The 16,319-nt window shown below is 59.0% G+C and carries 16 protein-coding genes; 8 read left to right on the plus strand and 8 right to left on the minus strand.

Annotated features, from left to right (window positions below; all coding sequences use genetic code 11):
- Window positions 1-179 precede the first annotated feature (179 nt).
- Both fadD and rnd read left to right on the plus strand, forming a co-directional pair.
- Window positions 180-1,868 (plus strand): long-chain-fatty-acid--CoA ligase FadD, encoded by a 1,689-nt coding sequence (gene fadD, locus NV64_RS08375; RefSeq protein ID WP_146005465.1) that lies wholly within the window; start codon window positions 180-182, stop codon window positions 1,866-1,868.
- Between the two features lie 103 nt (window positions 1,869-1,971).
- Entirely contained in the window at window positions 1,972-3,081 is a 1,110-nt protein-coding gene (rnd, locus tag NV64_RS08380; protein ID WP_056242046.1) for a ribonuclease D, read from the plus strand.
- A gap of 51 nt (window positions 3,082-3,132) precedes the next feature.
- Here the strand turns inward: rnd and minE are convergent, their stop codons facing one another.
- The 3 genes from minE to minC are packed head-to-tail and all read right to left on the minus strand — an operon-like array spanning window position 3,133 to window position 4,966.
- Window positions 3,133-3,402, minus strand: coding sequence for a cell division topological specificity factor MinE (gene minE / locus NV64_RS08385; RefSeq protein WP_056242049.1), 270 nt, complete (start codon window positions 3,400-3,402; stop codon window positions 3,133-3,135).
- 3 nt (window positions 3,403-3,405) lie between these two features.
- Entirely contained in the window at window positions 3,406-4,218 is an 813-nt protein-coding gene (minD, locus tag NV64_RS08390; RefSeq protein WP_056242053.1) for a septum site-determining protein MinD, read from the minus strand.
- Between the two features lie 40 nt (window positions 4,219-4,258).
- Complete coding sequence (gene minC, locus NV64_RS08395) at window positions 4,259-4,966, minus strand: septum site-determining protein MinC (RefSeq protein ID WP_056242057.1); 708 nt, start codon at window positions 4,964-4,966, stop codon at window positions 4,259-4,261.
- A 157-nt stretch (window positions 4,967-5,123) separates the two neighbouring features.
- Here minC and NV64_RS08400 point away from each other — a divergent pair, with 157 nt between their 5' ends.
- The 3 genes from NV64_RS08400 (at window position 5,124) to NV64_RS08410 (ending at window position 6,802) form a co-directional block, all read left to right on the plus strand.
- Window positions 5,124-5,402, plus strand: coding sequence for a YcgL domain-containing protein (locus tag NV64_RS08400; RefSeq protein WP_056242060.1), 279 nt, complete (start codon window positions 5,124-5,126; stop codon window positions 5,400-5,402).
- Window positions 5,403-5,586: 184 nt separating this feature from the next.
- Window positions 5,587-6,246, plus strand: a complete 660-nt coding sequence (locus tag NV64_RS08405) for a fumarylacetoacetate hydrolase family protein (RefSeq protein ID WP_101505728.1) — start codon at window positions 5,587-5,589, stop codon at window positions 6,244-6,246.
- Window positions 6,247-6,352: 106 nt separating this feature from the next.
- A complete protein-coding gene (locus NV64_RS08410) occupies window positions 6,353-6,802 on the plus strand; it encodes a YcgN family cysteine cluster protein (RefSeq protein ID WP_101505729.1) in 450 nt (149 codons plus the stop codon).
- A 39-nt stretch (window positions 6,803-6,841) separates the two neighbouring features.
- Here the strand turns inward: NV64_RS08410 and dsbB are convergent, their stop codons facing one another.
- Entirely contained in the window at window positions 6,842-7,372 is a 531-nt protein-coding gene (gene dsbB, locus NV64_RS08415) for a disulfide bond formation protein DsbB (RefSeq protein ID WP_101505730.1), read from the minus strand.
- A gap of 311 nt (window positions 7,373-7,683) precedes the next feature.
- Between dsbB and fadR the strand changes: the two genes are divergently transcribed.
- Window positions 7,684-8,403, plus strand: a complete 720-nt coding sequence (fadR, locus tag NV64_RS08420; protein ID WP_056242074.1) for a fatty acid metabolism transcriptional regulator FadR — start codon at window positions 7,684-7,686, stop codon at window positions 8,401-8,403.
- A gap of 62 nt (window positions 8,404-8,465) precedes the next feature.
- On the opposite strand, the gene NV64_RS08425 is transcribed toward fadR, so the two are convergent.
- Window positions 8,466-10,004, minus strand: a complete 1,539-nt coding sequence (locus tag NV64_RS08425; protein ID WP_056242077.1) for a SpoVR family protein — start codon at window positions 10,002-10,004, stop codon at window positions 8,466-8,468.
- A 522-nt stretch (window positions 10,005-10,526) separates the two neighbouring features.
- Between NV64_RS08425 and NV64_RS08430 the strand changes: the two genes are divergently transcribed.
- Window positions 10,527-11,825 (plus strand): D-amino acid dehydrogenase, encoded by a 1,299-nt coding sequence (locus tag NV64_RS08430; protein WP_101505731.1) that lies wholly within the window; start codon window positions 10,527-10,529, stop codon window positions 11,823-11,825.
- Window positions 11,826-11,855: 30 nt separating this feature from the next.
- Complete coding sequence (gene dadX / locus NV64_RS08435) at window positions 11,856-12,926, plus strand: catabolic alanine racemase DadX (protein WP_056242084.1); 1,071 nt, start codon at window positions 11,856-11,858, stop codon at window positions 12,924-12,926.
- A 3-nt stretch (window positions 12,927-12,929) separates the two neighbouring features.
- On the opposite strand, the gene NV64_RS08440 is transcribed toward dadX, so the two are convergent.
- The 3 genes from NV64_RS08440 to NV64_RS08450 all read right to left on the minus strand — a co-directional run bounded on the left by NV64_RS08440 (window position 12,930) and on the right by NV64_RS08450 (window position 16,311).
- A complete protein-coding gene (locus tag NV64_RS08440) occupies window positions 12,930-14,120 on the minus strand; it encodes a multidrug effflux MFS transporter (protein ID WP_056242088.1) in 1,191 nt (396 codons plus the stop codon).
- A 152-nt stretch (window positions 14,121-14,272) separates the two neighbouring features.
- Window positions 14,273-14,506, minus strand: a complete 234-nt coding sequence (locus NV64_RS08445; RefSeq protein WP_056242090.1) for a DUF1480 family protein — start codon at window positions 14,504-14,506, stop codon at window positions 14,273-14,275.
- Window positions 14,507-14,583: 77 nt separating this feature from the next.
- Window positions 14,584-16,311, minus strand: a complete 1,728-nt coding sequence (locus NV64_RS08450) for a potassium/proton antiporter (protein ID WP_056242093.1) — start codon at window positions 16,309-16,311, stop codon at window positions 14,584-14,586.
- Between the last annotated feature and the right edge of the window lie 8 nt (window positions 16,312-16,319).

Raw genomic sequence — 16,319 nt, forward strand, 5'->3', positions numbered from 1 at the left:
TGATGGCGGATATGCCTTTTTTTTATCTGTTTTCTCCCTGACGGAGAAATTTAGTGATGGGCTTCGCAACCTCTTAACAGTTTGCTCAGCAAACTGGTACGCTGAGTTAAAATAATGTTAACAAATGCCGACGTGCCGAGGCTGCGATGACAACCAATAATAGTTTCCGAGGTGATAGCTTGCATAAGGTTTGGTTAAAACGTTATCCCGCCGATGTTCCGGCTGAAATTAATGCCGATCGTTATGCTTCTCTAATCGACCTGTTCGAGTACGCTTCTGCCCGTTACGCGCAGCAGACCGCCTTTATCAATATGGGCCAGAGCATGACCTACGCGCAGCTGGACGCGCGCAGCCGGGCGTTCGCCGCCTACCTGCAGCAGGAGCTGGGGTTGAAGAAGGGCGACCGCGTGGCGCTGATGATGCCAAACCTGCTGCAGTATCCGGTGGCGTTGTTCGGCGTGTTGCGCGCCGGTATGATCGTGGTCAACGTTAATCCGCTGTACACCCCGCGCGAGCTGGAGCATCAGCTCAACGACAGCGGTGCCAGCGCGATTGTTATCGTCTCGAATTTTGCCCATACGCTGGAAAAAGTGGTGGCCCGCACCGCGGTCAAACACGTGATCCTCACCCGGCTGGGTGACCAGCTTTCGCCGGTCAAAGGCACGCTGGTGAATTTTGTGGTCAGATACATTAAAAAAATGGTGCCGAAGTACCATCTGCCGGGGGCGATTTCGTTCCGCCACGTGCTGCAGCGCGGCGCAGAACTGCCTTATCAGAAACCGGCGATTACCAACGACGACCTGGCGTTTCTGCAGTATACCGGCGGCACCACTGGCGTGGCCAAAGGGGCGATGCTTACCCATCGCAATATGCAGGCCAACCTCGAACAGAGCCGGGCCACCTATGGCTCACTGCTGAAAGAGGGGCAGGAGACGGTGGTCACCGCGCTGCCGCTGTACCATATCTTTGCGCTGACGGTGAACTGCCTGCTGTTTATCGATCTGGGCGGGGCCAACCTGCTGATCACCAATCCTCGCGATATCCCGGGGCTGGTGAAGGAGCTGGCGCGCTATCCTTTCACCGCCATTACCGGGGTGAACACCCTGTTTAACGCGCTGCTCAACGACGCCAACTTTAATCAGCTCGATTTCTCGTCCCTCAGCCTGTCGGCAGGCGGCGGCATGGCGGTACAAAAGGCGGTCGCCGAGCGCTGGGAAAAGCTCACCGGCCACTATCTGCTGGAGGGCTACGGCCTGACGGAGTGCTCGCCGCTGGTCTCGGTGAACCCCTATGATATTAAGTGCCACAACGGCAGCATCGGCCTGCCGGTGCCCTCGACCGACATCCGCCTGGTCGATGACGCCGGCAACGACGTGCCGGAAGGGGAGCCGGGCGAGCTGTGCATTAAAGGGCCGCAGGTGATGCTCGGCTACTGGCAGCGGCCGGACGCCACCGACGAGGTGATGAGAAACGGTTGGCTTCGCAGCGGCGATATTGTTACCGTTGACCCTGAAGGCTTTATGCGTATTATCGATCGCAAAAAAGATATGATCCTCGTCTCCGGCTTTAACGTCTATCCGAATGAGATTGAAGACGTGCTGATGCTGCATCCTAAGGTGCGCGAAGCCGCTGCCATTGGCGTACCGAGCGAGGTCAGTGGTGAAGCGGTCAAAATTTGCGTGGTTAAGAAGGATCCGTCGCTGAGCGAACAGGAGCTGATCGCCCACTGCAAAAAACACCTGACCGGCTATAAGGTGCCGAGGATCGTGGAATTCCGCGACGAGCTGCCCAAAACCAACGTCGGCAAGATCCTGCGCCGTGAACTGCGGGATGAAGTCATTAAACAGGCCGGCTCAACGGCGGCCTGAACAGAAAACCTAACGGCCGGGGTCCCGGCCGTTAACCGTTAACGCCAGCTGACCGCGGCCTGAACCAGCGCTGCGGCGAGAGAATGCAATTTTGAATTACACCATGATCACCACCGATGACGCGCTGGCCGAAGTCTGCCTGCGTGCCCGTCAGGTACCCGCGCTGGCGCTGGATACCGAATTTGTCCGTACCCGTACCTACTATCCCCGCCTTGGCTTGATCCAGCTATTTGACGGCGAAACCATCTCGCTGATTGACCCGCTCACCATCGGTGACTGGACGCCGTTCCGCGACCTGCTGCTGGACGCCGGGGTAACCAAGTTTCTGCACGCCGGTAGCGAAGATCTTGAGGTGTTTCTGCACCAGTTTGGCGTGCTGCCGCAGCCGATGATCGACACCCAGATCCTCGCGGCGTTCAGCGGACGTCCGCTCAGCTGCGGCTTTGCCACCATCGTCGAGTCTTTTACCGGCATCGCGCTGGACAAGAGCGAGTCGCGTACCGACTGGCTGGCGCGCCCGCTGACCGAAAAACAGTGCGTCTACGCGGCGGCGGACGTCTTCTATCTGCTGCCGGTTGCCCACAAGCTGATGGCGGAAACCGAGGCCGCCGGCCAGATGGCCGCCGCGCTGGATGAGTGCCGCCTGCTGTGTCAGCGCCGCACCGCCCAGCTCGATCCGCAGGAAGCCTGGCGTGAAATGACCAATGCATGGCAGCTGCGTCCGCGTCAGCTGGCGGCACTGCGTCTGCTGGGAGCCTGGCGGCTGAACCTGGCACGTGAAAAAGATATGGCGGTTAATTTTGTGGTGCGCGAAGAGAACCTGTGGAAGGTAGCGCGCTATCTGCCGGGTTCGCTCGGTGAACTGGAGCACCTGGGCGTACCGGGGCAGGAGATCCGCTTCCACGGTCGCGCGCTGCTGGCGCTGGTGGCTCAGGCGGAGGCCCTGCCGGAAGAGGCGCTGCCGGCTCCGCTGGTAAATCTGATCGATCAGCCGCAGTACAAACAGATATTTAAGGCGCTGAAGGCGCTGGTGGCCGAGACGGCAGAAAAGCACGGCGTCAGCCCTGAGCTGCTGGCGTCACGCCGTCAGATCAATCAGCTGCTGAGCTGGTACTGGAAGTTAAAACCGCAGGAGCATAAGCCGGAGCTGGTGGATGGCTGGCGCGGGGCGCTGCTGGAGCCGGAGATCAACCGCCTGCTGGCGGCGGGTTAAACGCGATATTCCCCTGCCTGACAGCAGGGGAATATCATGAGCAGCCGTCGGTCATTTCGGGGCGTCTTCCGCTTCCGGTAAGGTGACGTTCAGCTCGAGAATCGAAATATCATCCTCTTTTTGATCCAGCTTCACGCTCAGCATCTCCGGGTCAATCTTCACGTAACGGCAGATCACCTCCAACAGATCTTTCTTCAGCTGCGGCAGATAGTGGGGCTCACTGTCGCCCCTCCTGCGTTCTGCAACGATGATCTGCAGCCGTTCCTTGGCTATGTTGGCTGTGTTCTTTTTTCGGGATAAAAAGAAATCGAGTAAGGCCATGGTTTATCCCCCAAACAGGCGTTTCAGGAAACCCTTCTTCTCTTCTTCAATGAAGCGGAAGGGACGTTCTTCTCCGAGCAGGCGGGCAACGGTATCGGCATAGGCTTTGCCGGCATCAGACTCGGCATCAAGGATCACCGGTTCACCCTGGTTGGAGGCGCGCAGCACGGACTGGTCTTCCGGAATAACGCCGGCCAGCGGGATGCGCAGAATTTCCAGCACGTCTTCCATGCTCAGCATATCACCACGGCTGACGCGGCCCGGATTGTAGCGGGTCAGCAGCAGGTGCTCTTTAATCGGGTCCTGGCTGTTTTCGGCCCGGCGGGATTTTGACGAAAGGATCCCCAGAATACGGTCCGAATCGCGTACCGAAGAGACTTCCGGGTTGGTGGTGATAATGGCTTCGTCGGCGAAATAGAGCGCCATCAGCGCACCGGTTTCGATGCCGGCCGGCGAGTCACAGACGATAAAATCAAAGTCCATCTTGCCGAGATCGTCCAGCACCTTCTCCACGCCGTCGCGGGTCAACGCGTCTTTATCACGGGTTTGCGACGCCGGCAGGATAAACAGGTTTTCGGTACGTTTGTCTTTAATTAACGCCTGGTTCAGCGTGGCATCACCCTGAATTACGTTAACAAAGTCATACACCACGCGCCGCTCGCAGCCCATGATCAGATCCAGGTTGCGCAGACCAATGTCGAAATCGATCACCACGGTCTTTTTACCTTTCTGCGCTAAACCGGTAGCGATGGCCGCGCTGGAGGTGGTTTTACCGACGCCTCCTTTACCAGATGTAACAACAATAATGCGTGCCATAAAATGATTTTCCTTAAGAAAAGAAAAGAGTGAGCCTTGCTCAGTTCAGTGTCTGTATAGTCAATGCGCCGTCTGCAAGACGCAGACGGGACGCTTTCCCAAAAAACTCAGCCGGAATTTGATCCATAATCCAGTATTCACCGGCGATAGAGACCAGCTCGGCTGACAGGTGGGTACAAAAAATCTGGCAATTTTTATCACCGCCGGCACCGGCCAGGGCCCTGCCGCGCATCATGCCGTAAATATGAATATTGCCATCCGCAATCAGCTCTGCGCCGGCACTCACGTTATTGGTGACGATCAGGTCACAGTTTTTGGCATAGATTTGTTGCCCGGAACGGACAGGGGTAGCGATCACCCGGGTACGGGCGCTCTCTTCAACCGGTTCAGGCACCGCGACCGGTGCAGGCGCAGGTTCAGGGGCCGGCTCCGGCTTCTGCTCCTTGCCTTCGCTCAACACCGGCAGCCCGGAACGGGCAATGATGCGCTTCAGCTGTTCATCTTTACAGCCGCTGATGCCGACAATGTGCAACCCGGTAGACAGGATCGCCTGCTGCATCAGCCGCCAGTTAATGTTGTTTGGCAGCGCAGAGACGTTGACCACAACCGGCGCATTTTTCAGAAACGCCGGTGCCTGACTCACCTTCGCCGCCAGCGCTCTGCGCACGGTTTCAGGATCGGTGTGGTGCAAATGAACGACTGACAGCGTGAAACTGCTGCCTTTAAACTCGATTGGCGATTGTGACATCTGTCCCGCTCAGTCCTGTTATTTCTCATCCTTACTTAATCGGCGGCACGTTGTGCCAGCTAATCATGGCAGGACAATATTCCGAAGGTCTGCAAGCATGTTATAGTTACTGTAATATTCAGGCAAGTCACCTTCCAGGTTAATTCGAGTAAAAAATATGTTTTGTGTGATCTACAGAAGTCCAAAGCGCGACCAGACTTATCTTTATGTCGAAAAAAAGGACGATTTCTCGCGGGTGCCTGAGGCGCTGATGCAGGGGTTCGGTAAGCCGCAGCTGGCGATGCTGTTGCCGCTGGACGGCAGCCGCAAGCTGGTTAGCGCAGATATTGATAAGGTTAAAACCGCATTACGCGATGAGGGTTTTTATTTACAAATCCCACCGCCGATTGAAAGCCTGCTTAAGAGCCATCTGAAAAATGAGGATGGCGTTAAATAACGTTCATTTGCAGCCTGCTGTCCGCTGCTCATTTACGCTTTAAAACAATTTCTGTCGCCCGGCACCGGGCAATCGGGCTTATTATTTTGTTCAGGGTATCGGCACATCGCCGGTGCGGCCGCACACTTAACGCGCGATGGTCGTCGCCAAGGCTGACCGCTCGCGCATCATGCAGGGGAACAGTATGTATCAGCATCACAACTGGCAGGGCGCGTTGTTGGATTATCCGGTGAGCAAGGTGGTCTGCGTCGGAAGCAACTATGCCAGACACATTAAAGAGATGGGCAGCGTCACCCCGACCGAGCCGGTGCTGTTTATCAAGCCGGAAACGGCGCTGTGCGACATCAAACAGCCGCTGTCGATTCCGGCTAACCTCGGTGCGGTGCACCATGAAGTCGAGCTGGCGGTGCTGATCGGCGCAACGCTGAAGCAGGCGACGGAAGCACACGTGGCGCAGGCGATTGCCGGTTACGGCGTGGCGCTGGATCTGACGCTGCGTGACGTGCAGGCGGGGTGTAAAAAAGCCGGCCAGCCGTGGGAAAAAGCCAAGGCCTTTGACAACTCCTGCCCGATCTCCGGTTTTATCCCCGTCGCTGAATTTGACCATGACCCGCAGAACGTCGAACTGCAGCTGGTCGTCAACGGCGAGCTCCGTCAGCAGGGCAGCACCGCGGATATGATCCACCGCATCCTGCCGCTGATTGCCTATATGAGTCAGTTCTTTACCCTGCACGCCGGGGACGTAATCCTGACCGGCACGCCGGAGGGCGTTGGGCCGATGGTGTCCGGTGACCGTCTGGAGGTTTCGCTGGGCGGGCGCAGCCTCTCCACCCGCGTACTGTAACCCTGCCACGGGCTGCCCCCTCGTGGCAGCCTGAAACCCCGCCCTTGCATCCGGCTGCCAAACCCTCTATAAGAGTCGGGTTTTTTACACTTAAGCGGATCCCAACATGACTGATACCCCTTTCTGGCAGCGTAAAACGCTGGAACAAATGAGCGACGACGAGTGGGAGTCCTTATGTGACGGCTGTGGCCAGTGCTGCCTGAACAAGCTGCAGGATGCGGACACCGATGAAATCTATTTCACTAACGTCGCCTGTAACCAGCTCAATATCAAAACCTGCCAGTGCCGTAACTACGAGCGGCGTTTTGAGCTGGAAGAGGACTGTATCAAGCTGACGCGGGATAATCTGCCGACCTTCGCCTGGCTGCCGCCCAGCTGCGCCTATCGTGTGCTGGCAGAGGGCAAGACGCTGCCGGCGTGGCACCCGCTGCGCCACGGTTCGCGCGCGGCGATGCATGCGGCGCGCATTTCGGTGCGCCATATTGCGGTGCATGAGAGTGAAGTGGTGGACTGGGAAGAGCACATCATTAACCGCCCGCGCTGGTACGGCAAATAAGTCAGGAAGATCTGAGCCAGCGCACTGGCTCAGACGGTATTAGCGGTTGAACAGATCGCGGCGTTTCGGGCGGAAGGCCTGGGCAATCAGCACCAGCACGCCGGCCAGCAGGTAGGCGGCAAAAATGCCCACCATCCACTGCGGCATGCTCAGCGTCAGGAAGGTCCAGCCTTTTTCTGCACAGTCGCCGCTGGCAACAAACACCGACGGCAGCCACTTGTCCAGCGGCAGCCAGGACGGGAAGCGCGCGGCAAAATCACAGGTGACAAACGGAGAAGGGTGAAGCTGAATCATGGTATGTTCCCAGGAGAGACGCACCCCTTCCCAGGCACTGTACAGCCAGACCGCAATCGCTACCCAGCGCAGCGGCGTTTTTGGCGCAACGGCCCCGACGATGCCGGCACCCATCACGCCAAATAGCGCGCAGCGCTCATAAATACACATAACGCACGGCTTTAGCCCCATCACGTGTTGAAAGTACAGCGCAACTATTTCAAGTAAAAAAGCCGTAAACGCCATCAACAGCCAGGCGCCCCGGCCGTACGAGCAGCGATTCAAATATCTCAACATAAGTCTGTCCATGTAGTAAGCGTTGAACCGGCAGTGTAAACCAAAACGCCGGCGCTGAGAGCCTCGCACCCTAAATTTTAAGCATCAGGATGACCTGAATTAAACTTCGGTTTGAAAAAGCGTTGCCGGCAGCGCACGTGGGCGGTTCAGCCGCTGGCGACCCCGCTGACCGGACCCGTTTGGGCGGTAAACAGGTGAAACCGCGTTGCTTTTTTTTGCAGGGGATCGCCTTTTTACGTAGTGGCTAACTAGGTGTTGCAGGGGGGGTCTGCTATGATGAGCTGAAATTTTGTAGCCGGAAACAAAACGCTATGGTTATTAAGGCGCAGAGCCCTGCGGGTTTCGCTGAAGAGTACATTATTGAAAGTATCTGGAACAGCCGTTTCCCGCCAGGTTCTATTCTTCCCGCCGAACGCGAACTCTCTGAGCTGATTGGGGTAACACGTACCACGCTGCGTGAAGTGCTGCAGCGCCTGGCGCGTGACGGCTGGCTGACAATTCAGCACGGCAAACCAACCAAAGTGAACAACTTCTGGGAAACCTCCGGCCTGAATATTCTGGAAACTCTGGCGCGGCTTGACCACGACAGCGTGCCGCAGTTAATTGACAACCTGCTCTCCGTTCGCACCAATATTTCGTCGATCTTTATCCGTCGTGCGATTCACAACCACCCGGATAAAGCGCGTGAGGTGCTGGAGACGGCAGCACTGGCGGACGATCACGCCGAAGCCTACACCGAACTTGATTACAACATCTTCCGTGGGCTGGCCTTCGCGTCAGGCAACCCTATTTACGGGCTAATCCTCAACGGACTGAAGGGGTTGTATACCCGCGTCGGGCGCCACTACTTCTCCAATCCGGAAGCCCGGCAGCTGGCGCGAGATTTCTATCAGCAGCTGCTCGGCTACTGCCAGAGCGGTGACTATGAACAGGTGGTGGACAGCGTGCGTGACTACGGCCGCCGCAGCGGTGAGATCTGGCACGCCATGCAGGTCAACATGCCGACCGATCTGCCGCCGCCGCGCCGCTAAGCGGAACGCCCAGTAAAAAGCCGGTCAGCGTAAGCTGACCGGCTTTTTTCATGCGGGCTGCGTTACAGCGGGACACCCGGCCGCGGCGGGCAGCGGTCGAGCAGTTCGGTACCGCCATCTTCATTCTGCTGCTCCAGGTGCACGTCAAACCCCCACAGGCGGTGGACGTGTTTCAACACTTCACGGCGGCTTTTGTCCAGCGGCGCGCGGTTGTGCGGCACGTAGCGCAGCGTCAGCGAACGATCGCCGCGCAGATCGACGTCCCATACCTGAATATTCGGCTCCAGATTGCTCAGATTGTACTGCGCCGACAGCTGCTGGCGGATGGCGCGGTAGCCGGCCTCGTCGTGGATCGCCGCGATCTCCAGGTAGTTATTGCGGTCATCGTCCATCACCGTAAACAGGCGCAGGTCACGCATCACCTTTGGCGACAGGAACTGGCTGATAAAGCTCTCATCCTTAAACTCGCGCATCGCAAAGTGCAGCGTCTCCAGCCAGTCCTTACCGGCAATGTCCGGGAACCAGTAACGGTCCTCCTCGGTAGGCTCCTGACAGATGCGCTTAATATCCTGGAACATGGCAAAGCCGAGCGCGTAGGGGTTAATGCCGTTATACCACTGGCTGTTATACGGCGGCTGAAACACCACGTTGGTGTGGCTGTGCAGAAACTCCAGCATAAAGCGTTCGGACACTTTGCCCTCGTCATAGAGATGGTTGAGGATAGTGTAGTGCCAGAAGGTGGCCCAGCCTTCGTTCATCACCTGGGTCTGCTTCTGCGGGTAAAAATACTGGCTGACCTTTCTGACGATGCGTAGGCACTCACGCTGCCAGGGTTCGAGCAGCGGGGCGTTTTTCTCCATAAAGTACAGCAGGTTCTCCTGCGGCTCGGCCGGATAGCGCGCGGCAGCAAACTGTGCCTCTTCGCGCTCGCGCCGCGGCAGGGTGCGCCACAGCATATTCACCTGGCTCTGCAGATATTCCTCACGGCTTTTCTGCCGCGCTTTCTCCTCCTGCAGGGAGATTTTTTGCGGGCGTTTATAACGGTCGACGCCGTAGTTCATCAGCGCGTGGCAGGAGTCCAGCAGGCGTTCCACCTGTTCCTGGCCGTAGCGCTCCTCACATTCGCTGATGTAGTTACGGGCAAAAATCAGATAATCGACGATCGAGCTGGCGTCCGTCCAGCTGCGGAACAGATAGTTATTTTTGAAGAAGGAGTTATGGCCATAACAGGCGTGCGCCATCACCAGCGCCTGCATGGTGATGGTGTTCTCTTCCATCAGGTAGGCGATGCAGGGGTTAGAGTTGATGACGATCTCATAGGCCAGCCCCTGTTGCCCGTGCTTATAACGCTGTTCGGTTTCGATAAACTTTTTACCAAACGACCAGTGGGCGTAGTTGATCGGCATGCCGACGCTCGAGTAGGCATCCATCATCTGCTCGGAGGTGATCACCTCAATCTGATGGGGGTAGGTGTCCAGGCGGTAAGATTTCGCTACCCGGTCGATCTCTTTCAAATAGACGTCCAGCAGGTCGAAGGTCCAGTCGGGACCGTCACTGAGGCGTTGGCGGGTCGTGGTTGGCTGGTCAAAGATCATGGTCATAGCGCACCCCTTTTTATAAAACCGGTATCTGCGGTACTTCACGTAGCGGCAAAACGTCCGTTTTCATGGCAACGCGCTGGCGTGAAAACACGCGTGGCGGGTCTGGAATTAAAGCCAGTCTTCTCAATGATAGTTCACTGTCTCTTATCCCTGTGCTGAAAACAAATGAAATATTTGGCAGAAAATACAGAGTCGTTATAAAAAAGACCGCAACATAATGTGAAAGCTGATTTTGATGGTCATTTTCAGAATAAAGTTCTGTATATAAGCGCAAACTATGGTGCAATAACTTTCTGCTGAAATTGGGTTTTTTTGTCCTGAAAATGGCTTTCTGATGCTGATAAGGCCGGTAAAGCAGGATTTTTGACTTAATTGTGTGGGGTATCTTGTTTTTTTTCACTGAAACCGTGAAAAATATGTGAAATTTACTGCGGTGGTCTGTGGGTGGTCATTGGTGTTTTACACCGCCAATCAGGCCAGGTTGCAGTGAAATACCCTTTCAACCTGTTATGCGGAGTCGCTATGCGTATTGTCATCCTTGGGAGTGGAGTGGTTGGCGTGGCCAGCGCCTGGTATCTGGCCCAGGCCGGCCATCAGGTCACGGTTATCGATCGCCAGTCGGGTGCGGCGCTGGAAACCAGCGCGGGCAACGCCGGACAGATCTCTCCCGGCTATGCCGCCCCCTGGGCCGCGCCCGGCGTGCCGCTGAAAGCGGTGAAGTGGATGTTCCAGCGCCACGCGCCGCTGGCGATCCGCCTCGACGGCAGCCGCTTCCAGCTGCAGTGGATGTGGCAGATGCTGCGCAACTGCGATATGCGCCACTATCAGCAGAACAAAGCCCGTATGGTTCGTATCGCTGAGTACAGTCGTGACTGCCTGAAAACGTTGCGCGAGCAGACCGGAATCGCCTATGAAGGCCGCCAGGGCGGCACCCTGCAGCTGTTCCGCACCGAGCAGCAGTTCCTTAGCGCCAGCAAGGATATTGCGGTGCTGAAAGAGGCGGGGGTGCCTTATCAGCTTCTGGAGGCCGCCGGGCTGGCCAGCGTCGAGCCGGCGCTGGCGGCGACCGCGCACAAGCTGACCGGCGGTCTGCGCCTGCCCAACGATGAAACAGGGGACTGCCAGCTGTTCACCCAACGGCTGGCGGCGATGGCGGCGGAGGCCGGCGTCACCTTCCGCTACAACCTGAGCATCGACGCGCTGCTGCAGGAGGGCAATCAGATCCGCGGGGTGAAGTGCGGCGATGAGATTATCACCGCCGACAGCTACGTGGTGGCGCTGGGGTCGTTTTCCACCGGGCTGCTGGACAATCTGGTGAAGGTGCCGGTCTATCCGCTGAAGGGCTACTCGCTGACCATTCCAATCCGCGATGAGCAGGCCGCGCCGGTCTCTACGGTGCTGGATGAAACCTATAAAGTGGCGATTACCCGTTTTGATAACCGCATCCGCGTCGGCGGCATGGCCGAAATCGTCGGGTTTAACAGCCAGCTGCTGCCGGCACGCCGCGCCACGCTGGAGATGGTGGTGCGCGATCTCTATCCGCAGGGCGGGCATATTGAACAGGCTACGTTCTGGAGCGGGCTGCGCCCGATGACGCCGGATGGTACGCCGATTGTCGGTCGTACCCCATTGAAAAACCTGTTCCTTAATACCGGTCATGGTACTCTGGGCTGGACGATGGCCTGCGGATCCGGCCAGCTGCTGGCGGACCTGATCTCCGGTAAAACACCGGATATTGCCGCCGACGACCTGTCGGTGATGCGCTATCTGCCCGGCTATACCCCGGCCGTTCGCCCCCTGCACAGCGCGCCTGTGCGTTAACTTATCGTATTGCTGGTACAAGGAGTTACTATGTCACGCCCGATTGTCGCAACGATTGACAGCGCCGCGTTGCGGCATAACCTGGCGGTCGCCCGCCGCGCGGCCGCGGGTTCGCGCCTGTGGTCGGTGGTGAAGGCCAACGCTTACGGTCACGGTATCGAACGCGTCTGGCAGAGCCTGCAGGAGACCGACGGCTTCGCCCTGCTGAACCTGGAAGAGGCGGTGCTGCTGCGCGAGCTGGGGTGGCAAAAACCGATCCTGCTGCTGGAGGGGTTCTTCCATTCACAGGATCTGGCGCTACTGGACCGCTACCGGCTGACCACCAGCGTGCACAGCGCGTGGCAGATTGCGGCGCTGGCCGAGGCCCGACTCAGCGCGCCGATTGATATCTACCTGAAGGTGAACAGCGGCATGAACCGCCTTGGCTTCCCGCCTGAGCAGGTGCATCAGGCGTGGCAGCAGCTGCGCGCGCTGGACAACGTCGGTGAGATGACGCTGATGGCACATTTCGCCGCCGCCGAAACCGCAGAGGGCATCGTTGAGCCGTTAAAGCGCATTGAGCAGGCGGCAGAAGGATTACAGTGCCCGCGCTCGCTGGCCAACTCGGCAGCCACGCTGTGGCACCCACACACCCATCATGACTGGGTGCGCCCCGGCATTATCCTTTATGGCGCGTCACCCAGCGGTCAGTGGCAGGACATCGCCGACAGCGGGCTGCAGCCGGTGATGACCTTAAGCAGCGAGATTATCGGCGTGCAGCAGCTGAACGCAGGCGACGCAGTCGGCTACGGCGGCCACTACCGCGCGGCCTCTGCCCAGCGCATCGGCGTGGTGGCATGCGGTTATGCCGATGGCTATCCGCGCCTGTCGCCGACCGGCACGCCGGTGTGCGTGGAGGGTGTGATGACGCAGGTCGTCGGCCGGGTGTCGATGGATATGATCACTGTCGACCTGACGCCGTGCCCGCAGGCGGGTATCGGCAGCAAGGTTGAGCTGTGGGGCAATAACGTGAAGATAGACGATGTGGCTGCGGCGTCCGGTACCGTGGGCTACGAGCTGATGTGCGCGCTGGCCCCACGGGTACCGGTTATCGTAAAGTAACGATCAGAGCGCGGTAATCGTACCGCGCGCTGATTTGCTGGTGCGCCAGGCGAAAAACGCCAGCAGCGCGCCCAGCAGCATCATCAGCGCCAGCGCGTTCTTCTCCGCCAGCGGCAGCGCCATCACCAGCAGACCCGCCGACGATCCCCCTGCCATCTGAATAAACCCGGCCAGCGCCGAGGCCACACCGGCCTGCTGCTGGTAAGGCTCCAGCGCGTAGCTGGTAGCCGGGCCGACGGTAAAGGCCAGACCGGCTACCGACACCGCCACCGGCAGCATATACAGCGCCCAGTGGTTCTGCAGACTTGCCGGGAACAGCAGCATGCCGCCGATCAGCATCGCGCACCCCAGCAGCATCGCCAGCGCGCCGATGGCCAGGCACACCGGCCGCCCCAGCTTGCGGATCACCTTATTGACCACCACGCTGACGGCCATAATCCAGAAGCCGTTGGCGCCGAAGGCGATGGAGAACGCCAGCGGGCTGAGCCGGCCTTCGGTCATCAGCACGTGCGGCGCCAGCGAGACGTAGGTCAGCACCATACCCAGCGCGCCGGCGTTAGCAAAGGCGAAGGCAAGGAAGCGCCGCTGGCGCAGGATCGCCAGGTACTGCCCCAGCGGCAGGCCGCTGACCTTCTGCGTGTTGGCCGGGCGGGTTTCGGGCAGGAAAAACACTACCAGCACGCCGATCGCCACCGCGTAGGCGGTGAGGAACCAGAAGTTCGCACGCCAGCCAAAGGCTTCCGCGAGGATACCTCCAAGCAGCGGGGCCAGCGCCGGCACGATATTCAGCGCGCCGTTGAGAAAACCGTAGGCGCGCGCCGCGTCGTCACCGTCCAGGCGGTCGCGGACGCCGCTGAAGGCCACCACGGCGGTACAGCATACGGCGCAGCCCTGGATAATGCGCGCGCCGAGGAACTGCGGCCAGGCGGTGGCGGTGGCGGCGAGGATGCTGCCGCCGACGTAGAGCAGCAGGCCGATCAGGGCGATCGGTTTACGTCCGAGATTATCCACCAGCGGGCCGGCAACGATCTGCCCCAGCCCCATCACCAGCAGAAACAGCGGGATGGTGGTCTGGATCAGGCTGACCGGGGTGTTCAGCCCGGCGGCGATCTCCGGCAAGGTGGGCAGATAGAGATCGATGCCCAGCGGTGCAAGCAGCACCAGGCTGAGCAGCAGCAGCGTGAATTTTTGCATAACAGGCAGGTGTCCATTTTGAAGCGAGCCGCACAGGGTAGTTTTAAGCGCAGGAAAAGAAAAGCAAAAAGTGAAAATAAGTCAGGGTAAACCTGACTGCGTTACGGGCGGGCTGATTACCGTTCATGGCGTTAAACGGTAATCAGCCGGCTTCAGGCGGGTTTATTGAGGATCCAGCGGTCGGACGATGTATCGTAATGGCCCAGCGCCAGATCGACGGATTTGCCATCGACGATCGCCGGTACGCTGGTCTGCGCGTCCCATCCGTCCAGCTGCACGCACAGCCCCGGATTGGTGTGGCAGGGGATGCTGACGGTGTTGAAATGCTGCCCGTCCAGCTCGGCGTCGACCACGTCATAGCGACCAATTTTGACGATATTTCCCATGCTTTACTCCTCAGTTAAACAACATCAGCAGTAAGCATAGTGGCTAATTGCCGCACAGGGGCGGCAATTAGCCAGGATTAATCCCGATCTTCCTGCACCCGAACGCCAATCTTAACGATTTCATTGTCCGCTTTCTCTGCCACGGTCCAGACCATGTTTTTCCACTCTACCTGGTCCCCGACCACCGGTGCGCCGCCGATCATCTCCAGCACCAGCTGCCCCAGCGTCTGCTGGGTATCGGTCTCTTCATCCAGATCGATGCCGTAAATTTCGGAGATATCATGCAAACGCGCGGTGGCCTGCAGAATAAAGTCGCCGAAGAAGCGCTGGTCCATCGCCAGCGGCGGCGACTCGCTGAACAGCTTACCGAGGTCCGGCAGGTCGCGTTCGCGGCCGATCACGCAGAGCACGTCGCCCTCGCGCAGGCGGGTGTTACCGGTCGGGTGCAGCAGCTGGTTGTCGCGGAACAGCGCGGCAATGCGCGTTTCGCGCGGCATTTTCAGATCGCGCAGCGCGGCACCGACGCACCACTTATCGGCACCCAGCTGGTAGACGAACTGCTCCCACGGGTTCTCCGGGTGGATATCCAGCCCGACGCGCGAGATCGGCGAGGCGGTCGGCGGCACGATCACCCGCGCCTTACGCGCGGCGTAGCCGAGCGAGGTGCCCTGAACCATCAGCGACACCAGCACCACGAAGAAGGCGATATTAAAGAACAGCGATGCGTGCGGCAGGCCCGCCATCATCGGGAATACCGCCAGGATAATCGGTACCGCGCCGCGCAGCCCCACCCAGCTGATAAAGAAGCGTTCGCGGATATTGAAGCCGCGGAACGGCAGCAGGCCGACCAGAATTGACAGCGGGCGGGCGACCAGAATCAGCCACAGCGACAGCAGCATCGCCGGCAGGGCGATACTCCACAGATCGGCCGGATTGACCAGCAGCCCGAGCACCAGGAACATGCCGATCTGGCTCAGCCAGGCCATGCCGTCAAAGGTCTGCAGAATGCCGTGGCGGTTGCGGATCGGCCGGTTGCCCAGCACAAAGCCGCACAGGTAAACCGCCAGAATGCCGCTGCCCTCCATCACCGTGGTCAGGGCGAACACCAGGATGCCACCGCTGACCGCCAGCAGCGGATAGAGGCCGCTGGCGAGAGGAATACGGTTAATCAGCTGCTGAATGCCCCAGCCGCCGCCCATGCCCAGCACGATGCCGAGGCCAAACTGCTGCACCAGGTGCACGACAAACATCCAGCTCAGTCCGGTCTGCCCCTGCTGGATCATCTCAATCAGCGTGATGGTCAGAAACACCGCCATCGGGTCATTGCTGCCGGACTCAATCTCCAGCGTGGCGCTGACGCGCTCGTTAAGGCCTTTACCGCCGAGCAGGGAGAACACCGCCGCGGCGTCGGTAGAGCCGATAATCGCCCCGACCAGGAAGCCGTTGATCAGGTTCAGGTCAAACAGCCAGGCCGCCGCCAGCCCGGTCAGCCCGGCGGTGATCAGCACGCCGACGGTGGCCAGCGACAGCGCCGGCCCCAGCGCGACGCGAAACGAACTGGCCTGGGTGCGCATGCCGCCGTCCAGCAGGATCACCGCCAGCGCCAGGTTACTGATCAGATAGGCGGCCGGATAGTTATCAAAAACGATGCCGCCGATGCCATCGACGCCGGCCAGCATGCCCAGCGCAAGGAAGATCACCAGAATCGGAATGCCGAGGCGGGATGAGAAAGAACTGAGCAGAATGCTTGCGGCAACCAGCACTGAACCAATGATAAATAAACTGTAAATCGCGCTGGCTTCCAATCGGGGCT

The sequence above is a fragment of the Erwinia sp. B116 genome (genome assembly GCF_002865965.1).
GTDB lineage: Bacteria > Pseudomonadota > Gammaproteobacteria > Enterobacterales > Enterobacteriaceae > Erwinia.

Coding starts and splice junctions, on each gene's coding strand:
- rnd (WP_056242046.1), top strand. CDS start 1,972: ATGATCACCACCGATGACGCGCTGGCCGAAGTCTGCCTGCGTGCCCGT.
- minE (WP_056242049.1), bottom strand. CDS start 3,402: ATGGCCTTACTCGATTTCTTTTTATCCCGAAAAAAGAACACAGCCAAC.
- minD (WP_056242053.1), bottom strand. CDS start 4,218: ATGGCACGCATTATTGTTGTTACATCTGGTAAAGGAGGCGTCGGTAAA.
- minC (WP_056242057.1), bottom strand. CDS start 4,966: ATGTCACAATCGCCAATCGAGTTTAAAGGCAGCAGTTTCACGCTGTCA.
- NV64_RS08400 (WP_056242060.1), top strand. CDS start 5,124: ATGTTTTGTGTGATCTACAGAAGTCCAAAGCGCGACCAGACTTATCTT.
- NV64_RS08405 (WP_101505728.1), top strand. CDS start 5,587: ATGTATCAGCATCACAACTGGCAGGGCGCGTTGTTGGATTATCCGGTG.
- NV64_RS08410 (WP_101505729.1), top strand. CDS start 6,353: ATGACTGATACCCCTTTCTGGCAGCGTAAAACGCTGGAACAAATGAGC.
- dsbB (WP_101505730.1), bottom strand. CDS start 7,372: ATGTTGAGATATTTGAATCGCTGCTCGTACGGCCGGGGCGCCTGGCTG.
- fadR (WP_056242074.1), top strand. CDS start 7,684: ATGGTTATTAAGGCGCAGAGCCCTGCGGGTTTCGCTGAAGAGTACATT.
- NV64_RS08425 (WP_056242077.1), bottom strand. CDS start 10,004: ATGACCATGATCTTTGACCAGCCAACCACGACCCGCCAACGCCTCAGT.
- NV64_RS08430 (WP_101505731.1), top strand. CDS start 10,527: ATGCGTATTGTCATCCTTGGGAGTGGAGTGGTTGGCGTGGCCAGCGCC.
- dadX (WP_056242084.1), top strand. CDS start 11,856: ATGTCACGCCCGATTGTCGCAACGATTGACAGCGCCGCGTTGCGGCAT.
- NV64_RS08440 (WP_056242088.1), bottom strand. CDS start 14,120: ATGCAAAAATTCACGCTGCTGCTGCTCAGCCTGGTGCTGCTTGCACCG.
- NV64_RS08445 (WP_056242090.1), bottom strand. CDS start 14,506: ATGGGAAATATCGTCAAAATTGGTCGCTATGACGTGGTCGACGCCGAG.